This window comes from Thermorudis peleae (assembly GCF_000744775.1).
GTDB lineage: Bacteria > Chloroflexota > Chloroflexia > Thermomicrobiales > Thermomicrobiaceae > Thermorudis > Thermorudis peleae.
On the sequence record NZ_JQMP01000003.1, the window covers coordinates 1,442,588 to 1,466,311 of the forward strand.

Genomic DNA, 23,724 nt, shown 5'->3' on the forward strand with positions numbered 1-23,724 from the left:
TGTGAAAGGGATGCAGATGATGCAAGAACCGACAACAGGGCAACGGGTGCCAGGCGGTCGCTCGTATACAACATGTGGCGAGCTCCGTCTTGCCGACGCTGGACGCCGTGTTACGCTCAAAGGCTGGGTACACCGACGGCGCGACCACGGTGGCCTCATCTTTCTCGATTTGCGAGACCGGTATGGTATTACCCAGGTCGTTGCCAATCCCGAGCACTCGCCTGAGGCCCACGCGGTTGCGGATCGCGTGCGCAGTGAGTATGTGCTCGCTGTCCATGGACAGGTTGTGCCACGGCCGGAAGGAACGGCCAATCCATCGATGGCCACTGGCGACATTGAAGTGCTCGCCGATGCCATTGAGGTACTCAACCCAGCTAAGCCATTGCCGTTTCCTATTCACGAAGAAGCGCCTGTTGACGAAGCGCTCCGGCTCGAATTTCGCTATCTTGACCTGCGACGTCCGCGGATGCAGCGCAACATCCTGCTCCGGCATCAGGTGATCCGCTTCATCCGTGAGTACCTCGATGCTCGCGACTTCGTTGAAATCGAAACGCCAATGCTGATTAAGAGCACGCCAGAAGGCGCACGTGACTATGTTGTGCCAAGTCGCATCTTCCCTGGACAGTTCTATGCGCTGCCCCAATCCCCCCAGCAACTCAAGCAGTTGCTGATGGTCGCGGGATTTGACCGGTACTACCAAATCGCGCGCTGCATGCGTGATGAAGATCTCCGTGCTGACCGGCAACCTGAGTTTACGCAGCTTGACTTGGAGATGTCCTTTGTTGACATGGAGGACATCTTGACCCTCATCGAGGGACTCTATACTGAGCTCTTCGAGCGTTTCGCCACCAAGCCGTTGCAGCAGAAGCCGTTCCCGCGCCTAACGTTTGCTGAGGCGATGCTCCGGTATGGCAGTGACAAGCCTGACTTGCGTTTTGGCCTTGAAATCAGCGATGTCAGCGAACTCGTGGCCGAAAGCCAGTTCAGCGTCTTCCGTAACGCGGTCGCTCAAGGTGGAGTTGTGCGTGGTCTCGCTGCACCCGGTTTTGCCAGCGCCACGCGCAGCCAGCTTGACGGCTTAACCGAAATCGCACGCAGTTTTGGGGCAAAAGGCTTGGTGTGGCTTGCGTTGCAGCACGAAAACGGCCAACTCAGCGCTCGCTCGCCCGTGGCCAAGTATCTCAGCCAGACTGAACTTGAGAGTATGGCAGCGCGCTTGGGCGGCAAGCCGGGCGATCTTCTGCTCCTCGTCGCTGACCAGCCAGATGTGGCTGCCAACGTGCTCGGGCGATTACGCCTCCACCTTGGTCGTGAACTGAAGTTGATTAATGAGCATGTCCATGCCTTTTGCTGGGTAGTCGATCCTCCACTCTTTGAGTGGAACGATGAAGAAGGCCGTTGGGAGGCAATGCACCATCCCTTCACCGCGCCACGGGATGAAGACGTGCCTTTGCTTGAATCAGCGCCGAACCATGTTCGCGCCAAAGCTTACGATCTTGTTGCGGATGGCTATGAGCTTGGCACTGGCAGTATTCGGATTCATCAGCGTGATGTCCAGAATGCCATCTTCCGCATTATGGGGTACGACCAACCAGAGATTGAGCGACGCTTTGGCCACTTGCTCCGGGCATTTGAGTATGGCGCACCGCCGCATGGGGGCATGGCGCCTGGCATTGACCGGACCGTCATGATCTTGGCTGGCGAGGATTCAATCCGCGATGTCATCGCATTTCCCAAGAACCAGCGGGCGCAAGATCTCATGCTTGGTGCACCATCACCGCTTGACGATCGTCAACTTCGGGAGTTGCACATTCAGGTCGTCTTGCCTGAAGAAGAACACACGCCGGCGCGCTCGTAAGTAGTCGTGCTGTTACCGCGGCGCTGCCTGTTGGGTTTCCACAGGCAGCGCCGCGCCGTCTTCACGTTCCACTGTTTCATAGAGACGCTCTCCCCGGTGTAGTCGCGCGGCAATCCGATACGTCTGGACTTGCGAGCGAGCAGTTGGCGCGTGTGCAGCAAGATACCGGGTTGCTGCAAGCAGCATGTGCCAGCTTTCCGGTGTATTGCCGCGTTGCGCGACTTGGCTGACCGCTGCTTCAACCATCTGAATAGTGTGGAAGTTCCGATCTTCCCGCAGGAGAAGTTGTCCGAGCGTTGCCACGAGCGGTGCAATTGCGCCGCCTTTTGCTTGATAGCGTGCTACTGTCTCAGCGGCCGCTTGCACCTGCTGCTGGCGGTCAAGCAGCTCAGCAAGCGTTGCAAGCTCTTCGTGCGGATCACCTGCCAGAGACGGATAGGACGGGATCCGTACCGCCGGGATATTGAGGAAGCGGTCAAGATAGACACTCATAGCCGCGTCGAAGACCCCGCGAAGCAACCAGGGTGACGGGACACGGCGCAGTCCCCGCTCAACGGCATGAGCAAAGCTCAGCGTATGGAGCGCGGTATCCCAGTCGCTAAATTCATTGCTGGTGGGGAAGTGTGCGATCCGTAGCGCGGCAGCGTAGGTTACCGCTGCGGCAAGTTGGGCGGGTTTGGCACCGTCGCGCAGCGCGTCAAGCAAGGCATCTGCGATCGCCTGTGGATCATCTCCAAGCAAGACTGGGAGAAGTGTGGCCTCATCACTCCATTGGGTTGCTCGAGTCTGTCCCTGCTCCAAGGCCTGTGGCAGTACATCAAACGCCTGCTCCAGGATGCGCACGAGGTCGATGGGACGACGCCACTGGTTATGTTCTTCCATACGATCGCCGTTCACGTAACCCGGCACTAGACTCGGCAAGATCTCTGGCGCAAGATCCCAGCCCAGGCCATCGAGCGCTTCGAGAGCTTTATTCGTAAAGTCGAGTGGGTGTCCAAGACTAACGTAGCGATGGTCGGTGATCGCCGCAAAGAGTGTCTCTGCAATGACAGTCGGATCTGCGCCGTTCGTCAGCATGGAAAGCAGGCAACGTTCGGCCCCCTCACGGTCGCGAACGTCAACGAACTGGCGGAACCAACGTTGATAGAGCGCGTTGTCACGAGCTGGGCCGGGCAGAGGCCGGACCGGTAGGTGCGGAGGCATCTGCTGGGTATCAGCGGCTACGGCTACGATTCCGTGATACAAGGCTAATGGCCGGTCCTGGGGAGCAAGCCACGGAGCGAGGTTCTGCATACAAATCAGAATTGTTAGCCCAGGCCCCCAACCAGCCTGACGATACCGCACGCCAAAACGCGCCGCTTCGCAGTAGGCAGTGGATTCCGCTTTATTCTCCGCAAGCGTGAGCGCAGCTTTCGCAAGGACAAGCGACAGATTGTGTGCGAGTCCGTCCTGTAATCGCTGTAGAGCGTGTTCAACTGGCGAACTGGTTGGCGTCAGGTCAACCCAGACTTCGTTTCCTCGTATCTCGACTCGATACGTGCGCACGTCACCCGCCCAGAGGTCAAATGTGCCGCCGGTTGCAAGATCGAAGCGTGCGTGGTGCCAGTGGCACGTCAGCAAGCCGTCACAGACGGTACCACGGTCAAGCGGAAAGCCCATGTGCGGACAACGATTGTCGAGCGCGTAGACATGGTCGTTTTCAGCAATCAACAGGACTGCGTGGCCATTGAGTGATACGACAAGCTTTCCAGCCGCCTGTACCGCATCAAGCGGGGCAGCGTAGACAAACTGATCCTGTTCCATTGCTTCTGCTCCTTTGAAGCTATGCTGCTAACGCCAGGTGCGTTGTAGACTGCGCCGGATAGCGCGGCGAACCCACCGCCGTTCCACTTGTCGCGTCCGCCCGCGACTGAGGTCGTAGAGGTCAAGGATGCGACTTGCTGGCCGCCGTGCTGAGCGTGGGAGTAGCGCAAAGAAGAACCACCGCCACCACCGCATGGTTCGACTCCTCTCGGCCTGAGGTAAGTGTGGGAGGAAGTTGGCGAGGCGTCAAGAGGAAAATTGGGTGAGAGCATTAACAAAAGACCCGGCGCGATGGCCGGGGGATGTTCGCGTGGCTGGGGCTATCAGTGCCGAGGGGCGGGATCGAACCGCCGACACCGTGATTTTCAGTCACGTGCTCTACCAACTGAGCTACCTCGGCAAACGCCTGAATTCCCGGCGTCGTGGGCGATAGAGGACTCGAACCTCTGACTTCCACGGTGTAAACGTGGCGCTCTACCAGCTGAGCTAATCGCCCATGCCATGGTGCCGAGGAAGGGATTTGAACCCCCACGCCCTTTCGGGCACTACCCCCTCAAGGTAGCGCGTCTGCCTATTCCGCCACCTCGGCATCGCGCTGCCAGCCTCGGCAGCAACGAAAAGTATAGACGCGTCTGCCTGTTCCTGTCAAGCGCGTTGCGTTCGCCCCAAGCTGCCTGCCCGCGTGATTCGCGGGAAACCCTCGTGCGCTTCTTGGAAGAAGGGTACTACGAGGACTGAAGGCACACTGGCGTACTTACTGGGGTGCGGCGCTCCCGCGCACTGAAACCAGTATCTCGTAAACCACGTTGCTGCTTGAGGTTGTTGCCTGGCTTATCGACACTGGCCGCCTGACAGAACAGCACTGTCCGGTGACCGTTACTGATAAACCCAATGGCCGTTATATTGCCCACACTGTTCCTCTCCATGGTTCTGGGAAGCCGTTTCTCGCGCAACCCCAGGTGCGTCAGCGCATGTGGGTTGAGACGCATCTTAACTCGCTTGATCTCTACCGCAATGCGTGCACTATCCTCGAGCGATGTGGCGTGTCACCTGCCCGCGTACAGGTGCGCTTTGGATAGTCAGGCAACTGCCGAGGAAGAGGCATAGACCGGCACTGAGCCTGCACCAGGCACAGGATCACCAGACGCACGGTTGGATCTCTCCAGCGATACACGGGGCAAGGGTACCGCTCCTTGCCCCGTACACGTTGTCTATTTAATCGCAGGCAACTAGCGAGCAGCGGCAGCCGCGGCTTCAACGAAGAGATCGATTGCGCGCCGGTAATTCGCTGCAATCTGCTCAGCAGCCGCTTCAGCGCTGAGGTTGCCATTCAAATAACCGCGCACGCCATCCCACCACAACGTTCGTCCAATCGCAAACCCGATATAGCCTGGGACACCAGCCCCTTGTCGCAGCCAGTGATCAACTCGGTCCGGGTCAGCGCCACGGCCGAGAACGACGCAGCCCACATGGTCGCGCCCACCTTGGCGCACTTGCGCTGCCATCCGCTCACAGTCTTCGCGCCGGTCAAGCCCTTCGATCTTCCAGATATCCGGCTCAACCCCGGCTTCCTGAAACTCGGCGATCGCTTGAACCGTCAAACTTGGGCGAACATCCCGATCATATCGCTCCGTATCCCCACCGACTGATTCAAGTTGCGCCTTCGTCGCTGGCACCAGCAATTCCAGGAGAAACTTCCGGTCACGTTCATGCAGCCAATCCGAGAGCCGCTTTAAGCGCTCAAGCTGAATGCGCTTGGTTTCGGGATCATCGTCCGGGTTATAGCGGACCAGTGCCTTGGTAAATGTCGGATTAAAGTCTTCAATATGCTTCGCAAAATCTTCGCCATATTCAAAGTCAAAGACTTTCTGTCCACTCTTTTCAACCGGCATCGCAAACAGATAGCCTTGCGCGCGGGCATCCCGGGCAACATCGGCACCATACTGCTCGTCAACGAGGATGCCAGCGGCGTCACGGGGAGCGCCGTTGCGAATCGCATGCTGAAATCCTTCGTAAATGACGCGTTTGGCAGCGCGAACGCGCTCTGGCACCTCGTCCGGTGCAACACCAGCCTTTTGGGCCATCTCTTCAAATGAACTTCGGTGATCAAACGCCAGAATGTAGAGCGGTCGATCGTATCCGAGTGTTCCCATTACCGATGCTCCTTTCACTCCAACCCCTATGAGGGGTTGTACCCGATAGTGCGCACGCTGACAAGCCTTTTACCTATGGCAGGCGTTGTGCAGCGATCATACCAAGACTGCAAGACCAACACCCTTCGCTGTTACGTACTCCTCTCCTTGAGCAGCCTGCAATCTCTCTGTTCACGCTGCTTTTTCTGCGAGATTGGATGGTGGTGCCCCTTAGCTAGCGGGAACGTCGTGTCGGCAAGGCTGTTGCATCATAACATGTCGCGCACCGACCGAGTATGAATGCCGACACCGATCAGTGTGATGCAGCCGTTGACAGCGTGGCCAAATACGCAGTATTATTGCAGGCGGATATTGGGGAGTCGTCTAACGGTAGGACGGCTGACTCTGGATCAGCAAGTTGGGGTTCGAATCCCTGCTCCCCAGCTTCAGGCACAAGGCGGCTGACAAGCTGCCTTGTGCTTTTTGCTCACCAGCTCATTTCACTGGAACCCTATCCCAATCTGCCCAAGCGTAAGCACATCAGCATGGCGGATATGGGTTCGCTATACTCAAGCTAGCACGAATCTGGTGAGATGGAGGGAACGTTGATTGAGACACGGATGGCAACCGAGCGTGCCTTCCTCATTGGTGTTGACTGGGAACGGGATGGCTGGGATATTGAGTCGTCGATGGCAGAGCTTGCCCAGCTCGCGCGCTCGGCTGGCCTTGACGTCGTTGGTATGCTCACCCAACGGCTGCCCCATCCGCACCAAAGCCACTATCTTGGCGCAGGCAAACTCGAAGAACTGAAGGCACGTCAGGCAATCACGCCGTACGATGTGGTCCTCGTCAATGACGAGCTGAGTCCAGCGCAACTCCGAACACTCGAGGACGAACTTGGGGTCAAGGTCATTGACCGGACTGCACTGATTCTTGACATCTTCGCCCGGCGTGCCCAGACGCGCGAAGGTCGACTCCAGGTTGAATTAGCCCAGCTGGAGTATCGGCTCCCGCGCCTGACGCGAATGTGGACACACCTGTCGCGACAGGCTGTTGGTGGCGTCGGCTTGCGGGGACCTGGTGAGACGCAGCTTGAGATCGACCGGCGCCGGGCACGACAACGGATCACACAACTTCGACGGGAAATCGCCGAAGTACGTGCCCATCGTGAGCGCTATCGCCAGCGCCGCCGGCAGAACCAGATGCCCGTTATCGCGTTGGTCGGCTACACCAACGCTGGAAAGTCAACGTTGCTCAATGCCCTTGCCGGCAGTGACGTCTACGTTGCAGACAAACTGTTTGCAACCCTGGATCCGACAACGCGGCGCGTGACATTGCCAAGCGGCCGCGTCGTGCTCCTGACCGATACTGTTGGTTTTATTCATCGACTGCCGACGATGCTCGTTGCAGCATTTCGCGCAACGCTCGAAGAAATTCTAGAAGCTCGTGTCCTCGTCCACGTTGTCGATATCACCCATCCACGGGCAGCTGAGCAGGCGGCAACGGTCCGCCAAGTGCTTGCCGAACTCGGCGCTGCGCACTATCCAACGTTGACGGTCCTGAACAAGATTGATGGTATCGAGCCGAACCTCTCTCCCGAAGAGCTTGTCCGCGAATTTGACCTTGATGGCGATGTTGTGCCAGTCTCGGCCCTCAAAGGCACTGGACTTCCCTTGCTTCTCGAACGGCTCGAAGCCAAGCTGATGGAGGCTGAGCGTGTTCGCGAGGTAACCCTTGTCCTACCGTATGACCAAGTGCGCATGCTGCACCTCTTCCATGAACGAGGGCATGTCGAGGATGTCAGTTACCTCCCGTACGGGGTGCGCGTCCGGGGCCGTTTCCCCGCTTATCTTTTGGCATCCCTCATCCCCCAACTGCATCCAGTAGTCGAGCGTGAGGGGCAACGACGACCAATTGAGCGCATGAACCGGTACGAAAGTCACATTCCCTCGCCACAGCCTTTCCCCAAGCACTCCGTATAATGGCCAATGTCGAGGGTGTCTTGGTGACGGAAGGGGGAGGCGTGGCAGTCGGGGAAGTGCTGCAGCAACTCCGTGCTGAATATGGCTGCGATCTTGCAGCCCTCGTTGGTGTTGATGGATTGCTTATCGAAGCGGCGACTGCTGAAGGTCTTGATGCGGAGTCGGTTGCCGCAAATGCAGTGAGTGGCTTACTGATGATGGAAGCGCTTGGGCGCGAACTCCAGGAAACGGCAGCCCGGCAGGCCCTCATTGAGTTCGCCGACCACGTCGTGCTTGTTGCCCCACTGGGGGGTGATGTTGCGCTTGTCCTCGTTGCCTCAGGCGAGTCTAACCTTGGACGACTTCGACTTGCAGTACGGCGGATTCGTCCGCGTCTTGAAGCCGAAGTTGCCGCGCTGTAATCGCTCAACCGGTGCATGTATGGAGAAGGAATGAATACGCAACCAACCGCATGGACGTATGCCCAGGCAGGCGTTGATCTCGACGACGTTGCCCAGCTGAAGCGTCGCATTGCGACGCTTGCCGCGCAAACATTTACTCCTGGCGTCGTTGGCGGCATCGGCCACTTCGGCGGCCTCTTTCGCACGCCGGGGGAAAACATGCTTCTTGTGTCAAGCGTCGACAGCGTGGGCACGAAAGTGCTCCTTGCCGCGCTACTCGAGCGGTATGACGGCTTGGGCATTGATATCGTCAATCATTGCATCAATGACGTGCTCGCCTGTGGCGCACGCCCACTCTTTTTTCTTGACTACCTTGGGTTAGGAAGGCTTAACCCGGCGGCCGTTGAAGCGATTTTGCGTGGCATCGCCCATGCTTGTCACGAAGCAGGCTGCGCGCTTATCGGCGGGGAAACGGCACAGCTGCCTGGTCTCTATCGTGACGGTGCATTCGATATTGTGGGATGTATTGTCGGTGCTGTGCGGGCCGATCACGTACTCGACGGTTCAGCCGTTCGGGCCGGGGATGTGCTCGTTGGTTTACCGAGCAATGGTCTTCATACCAACGGCTATTCGCTTGTCCGCGCGGTACTTGGTCTTGATGATGATCCGCAACGGGCTCGCGCGCTTCTTGCTGAACAACCCGCATGGGCTGAAGCTTCGCTTGGTGAGCTACTGCTTCGTCCCCATCGGTCATATCTGCCGCTTGTCTTACCCTTACTTGACTCTGGGGTCGTCCATGCTCTTGCGCATATTACTGGAGGAGGTATCTGCGAGAATCTGGCACGCGTGATTCCGCCCGGGCTACAAGCTCGTGTTCGACGCCAATCATGGCCAATACCACCGCTCTTTTCCTTCTTACAGGAACGTGGCCATATTCCCGATGAAGAAATGGTACGGGTATTCAATCTTGGTATCGGCTATATTCTCGTTGTTGATGCACAGGTCGGCCACGCACTCCCATCCCAGCTTGGTGAAGGTTGGGTCATTGGCGAGGTTGTGACGAGTGCACACGATGAACCTCGTGCTGTGCTGGTGGCCTAAAATTCCCCGCAGTGGTATCTGGGAGCTGACATGAGCAGGCATGGCACCAAGCGACTTCTCGCACCAGAGACGCTACTCCACGCGCAAGCGCTGCTTGAGCAGTTTCTCCATGACTCGCAGGCCACACTTGCATTGCTTGTTGATCGGAATGGACGAGTACTCGCGGCCCAGAGTCACGAAGGGACTGAACGGCTTGCGAGTCTTGGCGCATCTGTTGCTGCTGTGTATGCGGCATTGCAGAGTGTGGCGAGCCTTTTGCATGAGGAGCGGTTCCTTACGCTCCTGCATGAGGGCTTGCATGAGCGCCTCCTTGCTGAAGCTGTTGGCTCACGCTGGCTTCTCGTTGTCATATTTGGGCAACATGTGCCACTCGGTTTAATGCGTGTGTTGGGTCACCAACTCGCTGAACAATTAACGGTGCTGCTTGAGCCAAGTACTCCGCCACGTCGCCTTCGCGAGCGACGAATTCGTCGAGCTGCTCAGGATACAGTTGATTTAATCTTTGGCTTCGATGCAACCGATACCGAAGCGCAGCCAGGAGCGAACCCATGGCCTTAATTAACGTCGCTGCGCGCGAAATTCACGGTAAGATTGTCTATTACGGACCGGGATTATCCGGTAAGACAACCAACCTGCAATATATTCATGCTCATATTCCGGAGCATACACGAGGGGAACTGCTCTCTGTTGACACTGAGTCGGAGCGGACGTTGTTCTTTGACTTTCTGCCTCTCAATCTTGGCACTGTTCACGGATTCACGATTCGTTTTCACTTGTACACTGTTCCTGGACAAGTTCTGTATGAGCGAACGCGTGTGGCGGTTTTAAATGGTGCTGATGGCGTTGTCTTTGTGGCAGATGCCCAGCGAGATCGGCTTGCGGAGAATATTCAGAGTCTTCGTGAACTTGGGCAGAACCTCATCGCTCAAGGCAAGCCTTTTCTCAATTTCCCATTAGTCTTGCAGTATAACAAAATGGACTTACCAACAGCGCTCCCAGTTCCTGTTCTTGATCGCTATCTTAACCCGATGCGTGCGCCGCGGTTTGAGGCCGTTGCGGTGCGTGGTGTCGGCGTTTTTGAGACCCTACGAGCGATCTGCAAGCTCGTTGTCAAGCGCTTCTAGCCCATTCCCAGTAAGATTGCCTCGGCAAGTAGTGCTTGCCGAGGCAATGCGCGTCGTTCTATCCGGGAGTCTGTATGCGTTTGGCGGAGCGCTTTCGTGATGACCCCTCCTTAGCACGAGCCCGTGCTGCTGGTGATATCGAGACACCCGATCCACCGCATAGTGAGCACGTGGCCTACCTCAGTTTGCGTCTTTATGACCAACTTCGCGAATTCCTGCAGTTACCCTCTGAAGGTCGAGACTTACTTGCAGCGGCAGCGCTGTGGCACGATTGCGGGCAATTTCGTTCATTGCCAGACCATCACCGGCAAAGCCTCCGGCGAATTCTTGCATTACCGCTGAACGGATTTAGCCGTGAAGAGCAGGCTGTCATTGCGAATATTGCACGGTATCACCGGGCTGCCCCGCCGTCGATTGAGCACCCGGAATATCGTCGTCTCTCTCCTGCTCAACGACGCGTGGTTGACCAAATGGCAGCGATTCTCCGTATTGCTGAAGGTTTGGATGCAGGTCATCTCCAGCTTGTGGAGGATGTCGTTGTTGAGCAACAACAGGGATATGTCGTAATCTGGGTCTACGCACCAACGCTGCCCTCGCTCGAAATCGAGCGCGCCCAAGCTCGTGCTGGCCTCTTCCGCGATGTCTTCAGCTGCGATATCGATGTGCGCTTGGCTCTCCCTGAAACGAAAGGAGCAAACACTTCATGCGCGCACTAATCTCCGTCGCCGATAAGTCAGCGATTGTCCCGTTTGCGCAAGCATTGCACGAATTAGGCTGGGAGCTCATTTCAACCGGCGGCACCGCTGCCATACTCGATGCAGCAGGATTACCCGTGACCCCAGTCACCGAGATCACTGGATTCCCAGAAATTCTCGGTGGTCGCGTAAAGACACTCCACCCGGCAATTCACGCAGCGATCTTAGCCCGACGTGAACAGGAAGATGACCTCGCCACACTTGCAGCGTACGGGATTACGCCGATCGATCTCGTTGCGGTGAACCTTTATCCATTTGCTCAAGCCGTGCAGCAGGGCGCCGTACTCGAAGCTGTGCTCGAACAGATCGATATCGGCGGCCCAGCACTTCTGCGCGCAGCAGCAAAGAATTTCCCATCCGTCTTGCCGGTTGTGGATCCCTCCGACTATCCCATGCTCTTGAGTTTTCTCCGACAGGGAGGCCCCCGAGCAGTCCCCTTTGCCGTCCGGCGTGGGCTAGCTGCAAAAGCGTTTGCTCATGTTGCATGCTACGATAGCGTGATCGCCCACTATCTCGGTGAAAAGCTTGAAACCTTCCCGCGCGAACTCCCCATCGGGCTTGCAAAGGTTGAAGAGCTACGCTATGGCGAAAATCCAGGGCAGTCCGCTGCTCTGTATCACCTCTATAGCCCCTCGTATCCAGTCAGCTCACCGTTTGCTACCCTCCAAGGCAAAGCGTTGTCCTATAACAATGTCCTCGATGCACTTGCAGCCTGGCTTGCAGTTCAGGAGTTTGATGAACCGGCCGCCGTTATCGTCAAGCATGCAAACCCCTGTGGGGCTGCAACCGCTTCAACACTGCTCGATGCCTACACGAAAGCCTTTGCTGGTGACCCGATTTCTGCATTTGGCGGCATTGTGGCCTTGAACCAAGAAGTCGACCACGAAACGGCACAAGCCCTAACCGAACAGTTCTACGAAGTCATTGTCGCCCCGAGTTTTGCAAGTTCGGCGCACGAGATCCTCAGCAAACGCAGTACACTCCGTCTTCTCCAAGCAACACCACTGCGTCGCCCTAAATTGAGCTTACGAACTATTGGTTCTACAGTGCTCGTGCAAAAGCCCGATCGTATTGCGGATGATATTACCCAGTGGCACGTCGTCACCAAACGCGCCCCGACAGCAGAGGAATGGCGAAGCCTCCAATTCGCGTGGCGCGTTGTTCGTCACCTCTGGTCGAATGCGATTGTGCTCGCGCAAGGGACGGCAACGGTCGGACTCTGCGGTGGACAACCCAACAGAGTTGATGCTGTCCGCTTTGCTGTATGGCGTGCCGGCGAGCGGGCCGCTGGATCGGTACTTGCAAGTGATGGCTTTTTCCCCTTTGCCGATAACATCGAGGTTGCTGCACAAGCCGGTATCACAGCCGTCGTCCAGCCAGGGGGATCTCGGCGTGACACAGAGGTCATCGAAGCTGCAGACGCAGCAGGCATTGCAATGGTCTTTACGAACCAGCGCGTATTCCGACACTAAAGCGCATCTGGATCGAGGCTTTCAAGTAACGGAAGAAGGCGATCATAATCCTGCTTAAAGACGCGCGCGATCTCACGTGCAGCCTGCTCAAGCCAAACTCGATCACGACCCCGCGCATCAAAGACGTAGCGAATATGCGCGACGAGCAACTGGTCGGTTGGCACTTCACCAGTATAGTGCGCAAGGATGCTGAAATATCGCGGACGCGCTGTAAACTGAACGACATCGTCAGACGTAGCAACTTCTACTGAATAGTGAAGCGGAGGTGGTAAACTCGGCAGCACGTGGTGAATAACTCCATTCGCTTCATAGCCGACAGCAACAGCGTGGAACAACGAACGCAGGATATGCTTCAACTCGGGGTTCTGCTCGTAGAGCGCTGCGTCACTCAGCCCTTGTCGCCCACGCCGGATAATTCGTCGTCCTGGGTCAATGCTACTCGTTTCCCCGTAGGCAACAACAGCGAAAATTCGCTCTCCTTGGACTCCATGCACAAGCACGAGGCTGCCAAGAGGCGGTATGCAATGAAGTTCCTCACACTCCGAGATGAAGCCGATTGTGCTTGTTGAGACAATTTCTCCCCAACGCTGGCGTTCAGCCTCAGGCATAGCGTCCTCGCTTGCTTCGCTGTTTGGCAGATTCCCGCAAAAGCATCCCGTGTTCTGCAAGCAATTGTTCAATCATCATCAGCAATGTCTCGCGTTCTTCAGCATGAATTACCGCTTGTTCATGCGCTTCCTGTAGCGCTAGTGGATACCCACGTGCTCGGTTACACTGATCGACAAGCACGCCATGGACAAAGTCGAGCATCTCCTGGTCAGCAGCAACCCAAGCGGGCACCTCAACGCGAGCAACTTCTGTCCCAGTATGGAGATAGAAGAACACGATGCGGTCTTCAGGCGGATAATGATCAAGTACGCGTGATGAGCTTTGGAACACCTGCGATCGTTCGCCGGGCTGAAGAGCAAGCGCTTTCTCAAAAAGTTCACGATCAGGAATGTCTGGGAGCTGATCACAGGCTGGGCGATGCCCTTCCGTGACGATGCGCGCACGGCAATGGTCACAGTTCACTGGTAGGCCATGCAGCGGATAGTCACAGACAGCAACGCGGAGAACGTTATACACGTCACTTGACCCCGGGAAGCTGATGAAACCAGCAACGGGAACACGCTTTTCACGAAAGGCAGCGAGTGCCGCAAGAAACGGCTTTAACCCCCACGATACGACGAAATCGGGGAGCCCTTCGAGTCCCCAGAGGATGAGTGTTCCATCGAGGACTGCTAGAGTGCCAAGGGATATGTCATTACTGGCCAGCCGAACTGCCGCCTCAAGCTCCGCTACAGCCCGCCGAATCCCAAGCACTGCACCCGCTACGGGCACCCGACGTGAACGATCGGTGACATAGAGCTCCTCGTCATTCGCACAGAGTTGCGTTTCAACATCAAGAAGAGCCTCACAGATTGCGCCATATTGGAGGATAGCGTAGCCGACGTTCAAGACGTAGTAGCGCAATGGAGTATGCCGATCGGGATGGATCACTGATCCATCGGTTGCAACCACACGATAGGAACGTGGTACGGCAGGTGACGGAAAGCGGTCAAAGTAACCAGCGTGTGTCCGCGCTAGTAACCAGGAAGTTCGTGCAGACGCAAGCCGCTGCAGTACCTCGGCCTCATCAAATACTGCGAGCGCCTGGTGGAGAACGTTCCACCGGGGCCGGGTTGCACCAACATTCGTCTCGACAACCGCACGAAGCGGCGCAGTGATCGCCGTAAAATCAATCGGCATAGCGTCGGTCACGCAGTCGGCTCACCAACTCTGCCAGTAACACGCCGAGCCCAATCATCAGGGTGGCGCAATTCGTCAAGGGTCGGGAGCAGCGCCGGTCCTTCCCAGATTCGCCGGAAGACATCCCGTCCATAGCGCTGGATGATCGCGTCAGCAAATTGTTCGCCAAGACGGTACTGCTCAAGCTTGACATCAAGACCAATAAGGCGAATGAACAGCTGCTCAGCAGGCGTACGCTGTTGCTGGCGCTGCTCAAAGCGGCGAGCAATTTCAGCATAGGAGGGAATAGTCTCGCGCCCAACAGCATTCATCACATGATTTCCATAGCCTTCGATAACGGCCATGACAGCTTGGACCTGCTGAAAGAGCTCACGCTGTTCAGTTGACAGCAGCGATTCAATAAACGCTTGGGTATCATCACCACGGCCAAAAAGAAGTGGTACAGCCCGTAGCCCTTGTTGCAGGCGCTTCATGAGTTGCCCCTCGGCGTACAAGCTTGTCACCAAGCGAACAATTCGATCATTGAGGTAATCGCGAAGCCAAGGGTGTGCCTCAAACTCAAAGGCATGCGTTACTTCATGCAGAGCAAGCCAAAAACGAAAGTCGACAGGATGGACTCCCAGCTGACGCTCGACCCAGCGCACATTTGGTTCAACGAAGTATAGGCGCCCTGTCGTTATCGGCTCACGGCCAAGCAACACCAGGTCATACTGTCCGAGGACTCGACGGGCAAGAAAACCTAACATGATACCAACTTCGGTAGTGGCAAGAACTTGGCCAGCCTGGATCCACGCAAGAGCACCTAACCGTAATGCTGGATGGTCAGGAAGGGAGACAAGCTCTTCAATCGGGCGAAGAAGCGCGGCAAACCCCTCAAGATTTGCATCGATCCAATCAACACGGTCGAAAGCGTAGACTCGTTCAACTGCAGCAGGAATTGAATCACCGGTATATGAAGCGACAAGCGGAGCAGCACGTTCAACCAGCTCACGATAGGCAGCCGTTAAACGCGCACGCTCTTCACCATTTAGCCGCTCACGCGCATTGGCCTGGATCGCGAGCTGGCGAACTCGTTCCCAGTCGATGAGACGCGGTGTTGTGTATGAGCGTGCAAAATCTCGCGCACGAGCGCCGGCCCACGCGCCGACAGTCATGCCAAGGAGCAGGCCGACCCCAAAGAGGGTGCGCGTGTTATTCTGATTCCGCGAGAAAGATAGTGGACGCATTGCCGTACGATTCATCCTTTCTTCCTCCGTCTAATGTGACGGGGTAGGCGTCGTCGATGGCTTTGCCGCTGGCGTCGGCGTTGGTGTCGTCGACGGCTGCGGACTTGGTGACGGTATAGGCTCTGGAGCCGGCTGCGTGCTCGACGATGCCGGCTGATTCGGCGACGGCCCAACGAGCGTCACATTGGACGACGGCAAATAGTGACTCTTGAGCACCAGATCATCAATCAACTGATCCCCCTGGTAAACCCGGCGATGGATCATCGCATCAAAACCATCACGCGCCTCTTCAACGACGACCCGAGCACCGGGTGGCAAATCGGGAGAAACTTCAACGCGTGGTGTTGGATCAGCTTTCACGACGTTCGTAATGACAGGATTATCGACCTCGACACGCCAGTTCGGTTTCGTTCCCCAAATTTCAAATCGCACCCACTGGCCATCAGCAGTTGCGACGATCGCGATCCAGTCATTGGTCGTATTCCGAAACTTGAAATCAAGTCCATAGTCAGTGTCAACGGTCGCATCAAGGCCAGTTAAGCCGCTTGGTGGTTGTCCATAGAGCGGAATCCAATAGAGATGCCAATTGCGCTCCACAATCGGGAAACCGCCCCAAAATGCCGCGTGAAAGAGTGTCGTCGAGACCTGACAGACACCGCCACCGACAGAAGGCACAGTAGCAACCTGGCCGTTCGTCGCAACAATGCCGTAGCCAACTTTAAAGCCGGACTTCAGATCAATTGGACCAACCGTCGCATCAAAGGAGAATACCCCACCGGGTGGCACAAGCGCCCCGTTGACCCGTTGAACAGCTAGTTCAACGTTGTACTTTCGATTCGGAACCGAACCACCATAGTATGTCGCACCTGAGGAAATTTTCTCGCGGATTTGGATCTGTGATGCCATCGCTGCAGTAATCTTTGGCGGCGTTGTCTTCACAGTAAGCTGCACGTCCCGCTGCCCAGCCATCAGCGCTTGCTTGAGTGTAGAAGCTGAGGCTGCGACATCGAGATCCTGGCCCGGTTGTTCAGGCGCAACAACCTTGACCTGGCCATTGAGATAACGCAGTTGAGCATCCCGCGCGTCAACATGGACGTTGGGAGCAAGATCCTGGAGGAGGCGACTTACTGCAGCGTCATCAACCGCCACATCAAGCCCCGCTACACCCCCGCTGGCATCGTTCTTCGGCACAAAGGTGAGCAACTGCGCCATTTGGTCAGGACGTAGTGTAGCAGTGCCATTCGTGCCCCAATGCAGGGTAAGCGGAGCATTGACCAAAGACTGGGCGCGATCTGCTGCCTGCTGCGCCATTTCGGCTGTCACCGCCGCAGGCCTGGTAACTGTTCGCACGACAACGTCATGCTTCCCTTGTTGCAACGCTGCAACGATGGCATCAACTGAACCTGCCGGATCAAGCACCTGTCCGGGCTGCGGCGGAACAACGACAAATCGTCCACCCTGCCAGCGAACAGTTGCGTCTCGTGGTGCTTGTGAAACATGATCGCGCAGCGTAGCAAGGTAGCTTTCGACAGCTGCACGGTCAACTGGCTGAATCGTCGGATTCCCATTTGACGAAGTGACAATGGTGAAGAGCCGCACAAGATCTGATGGTGGGATAGCCCAACGCTGGTCACCTGCCACCAACACCAGTGGCTGCCCAAACGCGGCCTGCGCCTGCGGCAACAGTGGCTTTAAGGTATCCGCCGTAATCGTTGGTTTAATCGTCACAAATGGTACAGCGATTGCGGCAGTGTCACGCTGACCAAGTCGATCGACGAGCATAGCATAGAGCGTGGCAACATCGATACCGCGGCCGGGATGATCAGGAGCAATTTGAATACCTTTGCCATCAAACGTAAAGTGCGCGTCAACTGGTGGCTGCGCAACTCCTTCAGCAATGGGAGCAAGTTGCTTAACGAATGCGGCTGGATCAATGGTAACGGCACTCGAGACAGCAGCGCCAAACAAGCGAGCACGCACCCAAGCGGCAGAATCGTGCCACAGATCACCTGTACGACCGTAGCGATACGCAGCGTCAGCAGCTTGGCTGGGATTGATCATGACATGTAAGTCGGCAAGCGCAAGCGGCCACTCTCGTCCGTCGGCACGTAAGGTAATCGTTCGTTGGGCAAAGGCTTGTTGCTCGGTTGCAATGCGAGCCTCAGCTTGTTGTTGCGTTAATCCGCCAACAGGGATTCCCGCAACAGTAACACCGGGATAGATCTTGCCATGCCAGACATAGCCATAGGCAAGGACAGCAGCACCACTCAGCATGCAGAGAAGCGCGAGCGTCGCTGCAACAAGCAAAAGGGCGCGCTGGCTAACATGCCAGACGCGCTGTTGTGCTATTGACCACTGCCTTGCCGGTGCAATATCCGCCATGCTCTGCCGTTGTCCCCCTCGCCACCTGTTCAGTGGCTTCCTTCCATCACGCGACGTGCTGCCGGCCTGAGTGTACCACAGGTCCCGAGATCCATCCCTTGCCTCGTGCAAGGAAGCTTGGTACATTCCGGCAGGGATAGGTACACGCGGAAGGAACAAGGGTGGAACGACAGGTTATTCAAACACCATTAGCCCCAAAGGCAATCGGGCCCTATTCGCAAGCCATCCGCTTCGGCCAACTCCTCTTTACGGCAGGACAGATTCCGCTTGACCCACACACGGGTCAACTCGTCGGTGATGACATCGCAACGCAAACGCGGCAGGTTCTTGAGAATCTCCGGGCCATTGTTGAAGCAGCTGGCAGCAGCTTTGCGCATGTTGTGAAGACAACCTGCTACCTTGTTGACCTTGGCGACTTTCAGACATTTAACCAAATCTATGCCGAGTATTTCGGGGAAAGCGCTCCAGCACGTAGCACGGTACAAGTCGCCAGCTTGCCAGCCGGTGCACGTGTCGAGATCGAGTGCATCGCTATCGTGCCCGAAACTGCTTAGGGGCTCGCGTAGAACACGACCGTCCTTGCATACTGGCGAATCAGCATGATAGACTATCGGCCAGGAACTGGGTGAGTAGCTCAGCTGGTTAGAGCGCGCGGTTCACATCCGCGAGGTCAGGGGTTCAAGTCCCTTCTCACCCACTTTGTGTATTGGGAAGGATGGCAGCGAGAGTCGCTGCCGTTTGTCTTACCGGAGCGAGGCAGCTAGCGCTTACAGGACGCGCTTGATGCATACAAGTACCCCGAAAGCGCTCCGCATGTGTTAACGTTCTGAACGCGGCATCTTCACGGTCCGGATTTCCGAGAGCGCCTGGCGGGGTAGAGAGGGTGGGAGATGGTTCGCGAACGCCCAGTCGTACTGACACCGCAAGGCAAAGCTCAGCTTGAGCAGGAGCTTGAGCACTTACGCACGGTGAAGCTTCCCGCGCTCGTCGATCGGCTCCAGCAGCTGAGCAATGAAGGCGATATCTCAGACAATAGCGAGTACGAAGATACCAAGGAAGAGCTGGTTCATACTGAAGCGCGAATCCGGGAGATTGAACACATTCTCCGCCGGGCGCAGATCGTGACGGCTGGTGACCGAGAACGGGTTCATCTCGGCGCGCGCGTTACCGTGGTTGACGATGAGGGCATCGAAGAAACCTGGGTGATCGTCAGCCCGGAAGAAGCAAATGCCTCGCAGGGTCGCATCTCCGTCGAGTCACCTGTGGGCTCAGCTCTGCTTGGAAAACGCGTCGGAGACACCGTTGTCGTCCAAGCCCCTGGCGGCGAAACACGTCTCACCATCAAACACATTGAGTAACGCCAAGGCAGTGGATAAGCACGTGGTATCCTAGCCCCGGCATCATCTGGGGAGAGGTGGGGTATGCCACTGAACGACCAGCAGCAGCAACGGCTTGCAAAGCTCCAGGCTTTACGCCAACAGGGAGTCGACCCTTATCCCCCGCGAGCAACGCGAACACACACAACGCAAGCAGCCATCGCTCGCTTTCTCGAGCGCGAGCCAGCACTCCAGGGGGCGCCCGACCCCGAGGGCATTAGCGTTGTCGGAAGGCTCACTGCAATCCGGGACATGGGGAAACTCGTTTTCTGCCACATTCGCGATGGCTATGGCGCTCTCCAACTCTATCTCCGCCAGGATGTGCTGGGCAGCGAGCAATTTGCCTGGTTTAAGCGGTATCTGGACCTCAATGACTTTGTTGAGGCCCATGGTCACCTGTTTCGTACCCGCACCGGTGAAATTACCCTCCAGGTAACCAGCATCCGCTTGTTGAGCAAGGCATTGCAACCTCCGCCTGACAAATGGCATGGGCTCAGTGATGTTGAAACCCGATATCGACAACGGTACGTTGATCTGTTAGCGAATGAAGAAACACGGCAACTTTTCGTCACACGCACGCGGATCATTAGCGCGATCCGTCGGTTTCTTGACGAGCGCGGCTTCCTGGAGGTTGAAACGCCAACATTACAGCCCCTCTATGGAGGAGCCGCAGCTCGTCCATTTACAACCCACTACCATGCACTTGATCAAACCTTTTATCTTCGGATTTCCGACGAACTGTATCTGAAGCGCCTTCTTGTCGGCGGGTACGAGCGGGTCTACGAGATCTGCAAAGATTTCCGGAATGAGGGCATCGATTCACGGCATTCGCCCGAATTCACCATGCTCGAGTTCTACATGGCCTATGCCGATTATCAAGAAGTGATGAACCTCTGTGAGGAGCTTATTCTTGCTGCCGCCGATGCTGCACTTGGGCAACGACAGATTCAATGGGGCGAGACGACAATTGACCTCTCACCTCCATGGCGGCGGATGACACTGCGTGAGGCATTGCGCGAAGCCACCGGCATCGATTTCCTTGAGGTTACTGAGCAAGAGACACTCTACGAGCGAGCACGAGCGTTAGGTGCTGACGTGACTCCCACAACGGTCTGGCCACGAATCATTGATGAATTGCTCAAGACATTCGTCCGACCACGGCTTATCGCACCAACGTTTCTTTATGACTACCCTGTCGCGCTTTCTCCACTCGCGAAGCGTAAGCCCGAAGATCCTCGACTCGTCGAGCGTTTCCAGTTGTTCATTGGCGGGATGGAACTCGCGAACGCATACTCCGAGCTCAATGACCCACTTGACCAACTGGCCCGGTTCCTCGAGCAGGCACGGGATCGCGCCCGCGGCGACGAGGAAGCGATGCCAATTGACGAAGATTATGTCAATGCACTGATGTACGGCATGCCCCCGACGGGGGGTTTTGGCCTCGGCATCGACCGACTCGTCATGCTCTTCACCAACCAACAAGCGATCCGCGAGGTCATTTTGTTCCCACAACTCCGCGTGAAGCCAACGCCGCTAGGACTTACCGAAGCCCTTACCCCGTATATCGCGGAAGAAACTTCAATCAACACTGGCTAGTCCAACTGCCGCGCATTCGAGTGACTTGCCAGTTCGGCTTCGCGCAGTCGGCGGTAAAGATATCGATAGACATCACGACAAGCAGCGGCAATCGGGACAACTAACAGCGTTCCAAGTAAGCCCCAAATCGCGCCGCCGATCACGAGCAACAGCATGACGATCGCCGGATTGAATTGCACAGCGCGTCCCTGAACGCGCGGAACGAGCAAGTTGTTCTCAAGTTGCTGGATAACGATAAACGCAATCGCGACAGCAAAGAGTTTGTCGGCATCAGTGGCGAGTGCAACGACGGCGATCACGAGGAAAGACAAAATCGGGCCAAGCAATGGCACGAGCTCGAGCACACCAGCAATAAGTCCAAGGACAAGCGGTTGCGCCAAGCCAATCGCCCACATTGCAAGGCCAGTCGCTGTGCCAATCACCACACCAAGGAAAAGTTGACCACGAATATAGGCGCCAAATGTTCGATCAATAATGTGGACAATGGCACGCACATCATCCTGCCACTGCACCGGCCAGAGACCATAAAACCAGTGAAGTGCCTGGCGTTCGTGCCGGAGAGCATAGAAGATCCAGAAGGGGAGCAGCACCAGCGCAGAGAAAAACCCGAAGAGCGCGCTGACAGCCGTAACCGTTGCCAGGAGCGCTGGACGCGTTATCGAAAAGAGTACCCCAACCAAGCTCTCAACCTGACGTTCGATTTGTATTTGCAAACGTGGCGGCAAGCCCTGCTCGAGCCGAGCAGAAAGGTGCGGTACTGCTTGGAGAAGACTGCGGAGATAGTCGGGAAAATTTGTCACGAACTGGATCGCCTGCTCCAGGAGCGGTGGCACAAGAATATAGCCGGCCAGAGCAAGTCCACCGAAGAAGAGCAAATAGCTCACTAGGATCGCAATGGTTCGAGCCAGGCCCGGAGAGCGCTGTGCAAAGGGAAGCTGCTGTTCAATGCGCGCGACGAGCGGGGCAAGAAGGTACACGATGAGTGCACCAATCGCAAAGGGAATCAATGCTCCCCGCGCGCGCCATAGCATCCAGCCAACAAGGCCGACAGCGAGCGCAACCATCACGCCACGCCAGAAGCGCGGCGTCCGCCAAGGAGAAGAAGGTGGTGAAAGGTCGTGTTGTGGACGAGGTTGAACGCGCTCGATCATCGCAATGTCCTTCATGTACTGTGGACAACTACTGAACGCGTCTCTTGATTGTCTACGATCTTGCCACATCGGTCGGACAACGACACCCCCAGCATAGCTGGGGGTGTCAACACATGATTGGCCTTTGTGGAAACGACTGCGTTAGAGAAGCCCACGCTGCTTCCACTTGTTGAAGATATCTTTAATCTGTTGCACGGCAGTGCTGATCGCATCATCGACACTCGCCTTGCCCGTGGCAACTTTGGTAAACATGTCGTTGATAATCCAGCGGTCAAAAATCTCCGCTTCAGCCGCATTCATGTAGCCCGGGTAGCCGATGTTAACGGTCCAGTCAGGAGCCGTAGCAAGTACAGCGTACTTATCGGGTGGTGTCGCCTTCGGATCATTCTTCACTTGCTCCTGCCAATCGGGCACAGCCTTGGGGAACGATGGAACATTATAGAAACGACTTGCGGTAAATGCTTCCTTATAGTTATCAACCAGATCCAGCAAAAACTTCTTGGCCAGGTCAACATTTGGCGAAAACTTCCAGATAACGAAGCAGTTCAACCAGTGGGCTGAGCCACGACGATCCTTCGGGCCAGCAGGGGTCTTCGCAACACCGACGTTCTTCGCTAAGTCAGGATATGTGCTCTCAATCGTCCGGAGAGCCGAGATCGCGTTGAGAATTAGGGCGCCACGTCCCGAGGCAAGCAAGCGGTTATTGGATGATGCATCCCAGGCCAACACTTCTTCCGTTTCGGCATCTTTGAAGAGTGAGGCGGCAAACTTGAGTGCATCGCGGGTTTCCGGAGAGTCAAGCACGATGTTTCCATTCGCATCCTGAATCGACGCGCCGAAGCCCCACATGATAGTGCGCATTGCCATGCCAGTATCAATTTCGGGAGAGAAACCAATGCCGATCGGCGTGCCCTTTGGCTTGAGCTTGCGGCCAGCTTCGAGGATACCTTCCCAGGTGTCAGGGTTACCGCCGACCTGCTGGAAGAGATCGGTCCGGTACAGAATCGGGTCGACGGCCCAGAAGTCCATGAAGGCAAACCATTTATCGGTCTTCGGATTATGACAGGAGCGTTCGTAGAGAGGATAAGGATCCCCATATTTCTGCTTCAATTGGCTGACAAGGTCGTTGAGTGGCACAACCTCTGTTTCGTACTGGGCCGGTGGGAAGCCAAACGCAAAGAGATCATGCCCACTTTGCGCTGAAACTTCCGCTGCCGCACGGGCCGGAATGTCGGCATAGTTAATATGGTCAGAGACGACTGTCACATTATTTTGCTGGGCCCATTTCTGGACGTACTGATCAAACCATTTATCATAATCGGGCACAAAGTGACTCCACTGAAGAATCTTGAGCGTACCAGTGCCTTTAGCCTGCGAAGTAGTTATTACCGTCGGTGTTGCTGCCGCGGTGCTTGCGGCTTTCGTTGGAGTTGCAGCGGCCGATGTCGCTGCTACGGTTGGACTTGCCTGTGCGCCACCGCCTGATTGCGGTGCAGGTGTCGGCGTCGCCCCACCACCACCGCAGCTTGCAAGCAAGCCGGTAGCAGCGGTTGCCGCAGCCCACTGAAGGAGCCGTCGTCGGGTCAAGGCATTCATTG

At 56.4% G+C, this 23,724-nt stretch carries 21 protein-coding genes and 5 tRNA genes; 14 read left to right on the plus strand and 12 right to left on the minus strand.

Annotated elements, in window-relative coordinates; genetic code table 11:
* Window positions 1-19 precede the first annotated feature (19 nt).
* Window positions 20-1,858: an aspartate--tRNA ligase gene (gene aspS / locus N675_RS09600; RefSeq protein ID WP_051914607.1), complete on the plus strand. Its 1,839-nt coding sequence runs from the start codon at window positions 20-22 to the stop codon at window positions 1,856-1,858.
* 12 nt (window positions 1,859-1,870) lie between these two features.
* Here the strand turns inward: aspS and N675_RS09605 are convergent, their stop codons facing one another.
* From N675_RS09605 to N675_RS09620, 5 genes are all read right to left on the minus strand, one after another.
* Window positions 1,871-3,661 (minus strand): Rieske (2Fe-2S) protein, encoded by a 1,791-nt coding sequence (locus N675_RS09605; protein ID WP_081886991.1) that lies wholly within the window; start codon window positions 3,659-3,661, stop codon window positions 1,871-1,873.
* A gap of 27 nt (window positions 3,662-3,688) precedes the next feature.
* Window positions 3,689-3,856 (minus strand): hypothetical protein, encoded by a 168-nt coding sequence (locus tag N675_RS14365; protein WP_156100860.1) that lies wholly within the window; start codon window positions 3,854-3,856, stop codon window positions 3,689-3,691.
* Window positions 3,857-3,988: 132 nt separating this feature from the next.
* Window positions 3,989-4,061: transfer RNA gene (locus tag N675_RS09610), tRNA-Phe, on the minus strand.
* 23 nt (window positions 4,062-4,084) lie between these two features.
* Window positions 4,085-4,157: transfer RNA gene (locus N675_RS09615), tRNA-Val, on the minus strand.
* A gap of 6 nt (window positions 4,158-4,163) precedes the next feature.
* Window positions 4,164-4,250 (minus strand) — tRNA-Leu (locus N675_RS09620).
* Between the two features lie 280 nt (window positions 4,251-4,530).
* Between N675_RS09620 and N675_RS09625 the strand changes: the two genes are divergently transcribed.
* A complete protein-coding gene (locus N675_RS09625) occupies window positions 4,531-4,740 on the plus strand; it encodes a hypothetical protein (RefSeq protein WP_231577995.1) in 210 nt (69 codons plus the stop codon).
* 150 nt (window positions 4,741-4,890) lie between these two features.
* Here the strand turns inward: N675_RS09625 and N675_RS09630 are convergent, their stop codons facing one another.
* A complete protein-coding gene (locus tag N675_RS09630) occupies window positions 4,891-5,814 on the minus strand; it encodes a 2-deoxy-5-keto-D-gluconate 6-phosphate aldolase domain-containing protein (protein ID WP_038039154.1) in 924 nt (307 codons plus the stop codon).
* Window positions 5,815-6,166: 352 nt separating this feature from the next.
* On the opposite strand from N675_RS09630, the gene N675_RS09635 reads away from it, so the two are divergent.
* The 8 genes from N675_RS09635 to purH all read left to right on the plus strand — a co-directional run bounded on the left by N675_RS09635 (window position 6,167) and on the right by purH (window position 12,607).
* Window positions 6,167-6,237, plus strand: a tRNA-Gln gene (locus N675_RS09635).
* A gap of 161 nt (window positions 6,238-6,398) precedes the next feature.
* A complete protein-coding gene (gene hflX, locus N675_RS09640) occupies window positions 6,399-7,775 on the plus strand; it encodes a GTPase HflX (RefSeq protein WP_231577996.1) in 1,377 nt (458 codons plus the stop codon).
* A 41-nt stretch (window positions 7,776-7,816) separates the two neighbouring features.
* Window positions 7,817-8,176: a roadblock/LC7 domain-containing protein gene (locus tag N675_RS09645; RefSeq protein ID WP_197066286.1), complete on the plus strand. Its 360-nt coding sequence runs from the start codon at window positions 7,817-7,819 to the stop codon at window positions 8,174-8,176.
* 30 nt (window positions 8,177-8,206) lie between these two features.
* Entirely contained in the window at window positions 8,207-9,256 is a 1,050-nt protein-coding gene (gene purM, locus N675_RS09650; protein WP_051914534.1) for a phosphoribosylformylglycinamidine cyclo-ligase, read from the plus strand.
* 30 nt (window positions 9,257-9,286) lie between these two features.
* Window positions 9,287-9,814 carry a roadblock/LC7 domain-containing protein gene (locus tag N675_RS09655; RefSeq protein WP_038039158.1) on the plus strand — a complete coding sequence of 176 codons (528 nt, stop codon included), beginning with the start codon at window positions 9,287-9,289 and terminating at the stop codon, window positions 9,812-9,814.
* Window positions 9,805-10,380, plus strand: a complete 576-nt coding sequence (locus tag N675_RS09660) for a GTP-binding protein (RefSeq protein WP_038039159.1) — start codon at window positions 9,805-9,807, stop codon at window positions 10,378-10,380. The genes N675_RS09655 and N675_RS09660 overlap by 10 nt, the downstream gene beginning before the upstream one ends.
* A 74-nt stretch (window positions 10,381-10,454) precedes the next feature.
* Complete coding sequence (locus tag N675_RS09665; protein ID WP_051914535.1) at window positions 10,455-11,096, plus strand: HD domain-containing protein; 642 nt, start codon at window positions 10,455-10,457, stop codon at window positions 11,094-11,096.
* Window positions 11,084-12,607: a bifunctional phosphoribosylaminoimidazolecarboxamide formyltransferase/IMP cyclohydrolase gene (gene purH / locus N675_RS09670; RefSeq protein ID WP_038039160.1), complete on the plus strand. Its 1,524-nt coding sequence runs from the start codon at window positions 11,084-11,086 to the stop codon at window positions 12,605-12,607. The genes N675_RS09665 and purH overlap by 13 nt, the downstream gene beginning before the upstream one ends.
* Here purH and N675_RS09675 read toward each other — a convergent pair.
* Genes N675_RS09675 through N675_RS09690 form a run of 4 tightly spaced genes read right to left on the minus strand, consistent with a single transcriptional unit; the run spans window position 12,604 to window position 18,003 of the window.
* On the minus strand, window positions 12,604-13,215 hold the full coding sequence (locus N675_RS09675) for a hypothetical protein (RefSeq protein ID WP_038039161.1): 612 nt from the start codon (window positions 13,213-13,215) through the stop codon (window positions 12,604-12,606). The two genes, purH and N675_RS09675, sit on opposite strands and share 4 nt — an antisense overlap.
* Window positions 13,208-14,407, minus strand: a complete 1,200-nt coding sequence (locus N675_RS09680) for a DNA double-strand break repair nuclease NurA (protein WP_156100861.1) — start codon at window positions 14,405-14,407, stop codon at window positions 13,208-13,210. Before N675_RS09680 ends, N675_RS09675 begins: the two co-directional genes overlap by 8 nt.
* Window positions 14,404-15,636: a zinc-dependent metalloprotease gene (locus N675_RS09685; RefSeq protein WP_231577997.1), complete on the minus strand. Its 1,233-nt coding sequence runs from the start codon at window positions 15,634-15,636 to the stop codon at window positions 14,404-14,406. The genes N675_RS09680 and N675_RS09685 overlap by 4 nt, the downstream gene beginning before the upstream one ends.
* Window positions 15,637-15,651: 15 nt before the next feature.
* The gene (locus N675_RS09690; RefSeq protein ID WP_038039162.1) at window positions 15,652-18,003 is read right to left on the minus strand and encodes a VanW family protein; all 2,352 of its coding nucleotides are present in this window, start codon (window positions 18,001-18,003) and stop codon (window positions 15,652-15,654) included.
* Between the two features lie 161 nt (window positions 18,004-18,164).
* Here N675_RS09690 and N675_RS09695 point away from each other — a divergent pair, with 161 nt between their 5' ends.
* The 4 genes from N675_RS09695 to lysS all read left to right on the plus strand — a co-directional run bounded on the left by N675_RS09695 (window position 18,165) and on the right by lysS (window position 20,975).
* Window positions 18,165-18,557 (plus strand): RidA family protein, encoded by a 393-nt coding sequence (locus tag N675_RS09695; protein WP_038039163.1) that lies wholly within the window; start codon window positions 18,165-18,167, stop codon window positions 18,555-18,557.
* A 69-nt stretch (window positions 18,558-18,626) separates the two neighbouring features.
* Window positions 18,627-18,700 (plus strand) — tRNA-Val (locus N675_RS09700).
* Window positions 18,701-18,893: 193 nt separating this feature from the next.
* Window positions 18,894-19,361, plus strand: a complete 468-nt coding sequence (greA, locus tag N675_RS09705; RefSeq protein ID WP_038039164.1) for a transcription elongation factor GreA — start codon at window positions 18,894-18,896, stop codon at window positions 19,359-19,361.
* Between the two features lie 63 nt (window positions 19,362-19,424).
* Window positions 19,425-20,975, plus strand: a complete 1,551-nt coding sequence (gene lysS, locus N675_RS09710) for a lysine--tRNA ligase (protein ID WP_038039165.1) — start codon at window positions 19,425-19,427, stop codon at window positions 20,973-20,975.
* Here lysS and N675_RS09715 read toward each other — a convergent pair.
* Entirely contained in the window at window positions 20,972-22,126 is a 1,155-nt protein-coding gene (locus tag N675_RS09715) for an AI-2E family transporter (RefSeq protein WP_051914536.1), read from the minus strand. The genes lysS and N675_RS09715 overlap by 4 nt on opposite strands.
* 141 nt (window positions 22,127-22,267) lie before the next feature.
* The gene (locus tag N675_RS09720; RefSeq protein WP_051914537.1) at window positions 22,268-23,722 is read right to left on the minus strand and encodes an extracellular solute-binding protein; all 1,455 of its coding nucleotides are present in this window, start codon (window positions 23,720-23,722) and stop codon (window positions 22,268-22,270) included.
* Window positions 23,723-23,724 lie beyond the last annotated feature (2 nt).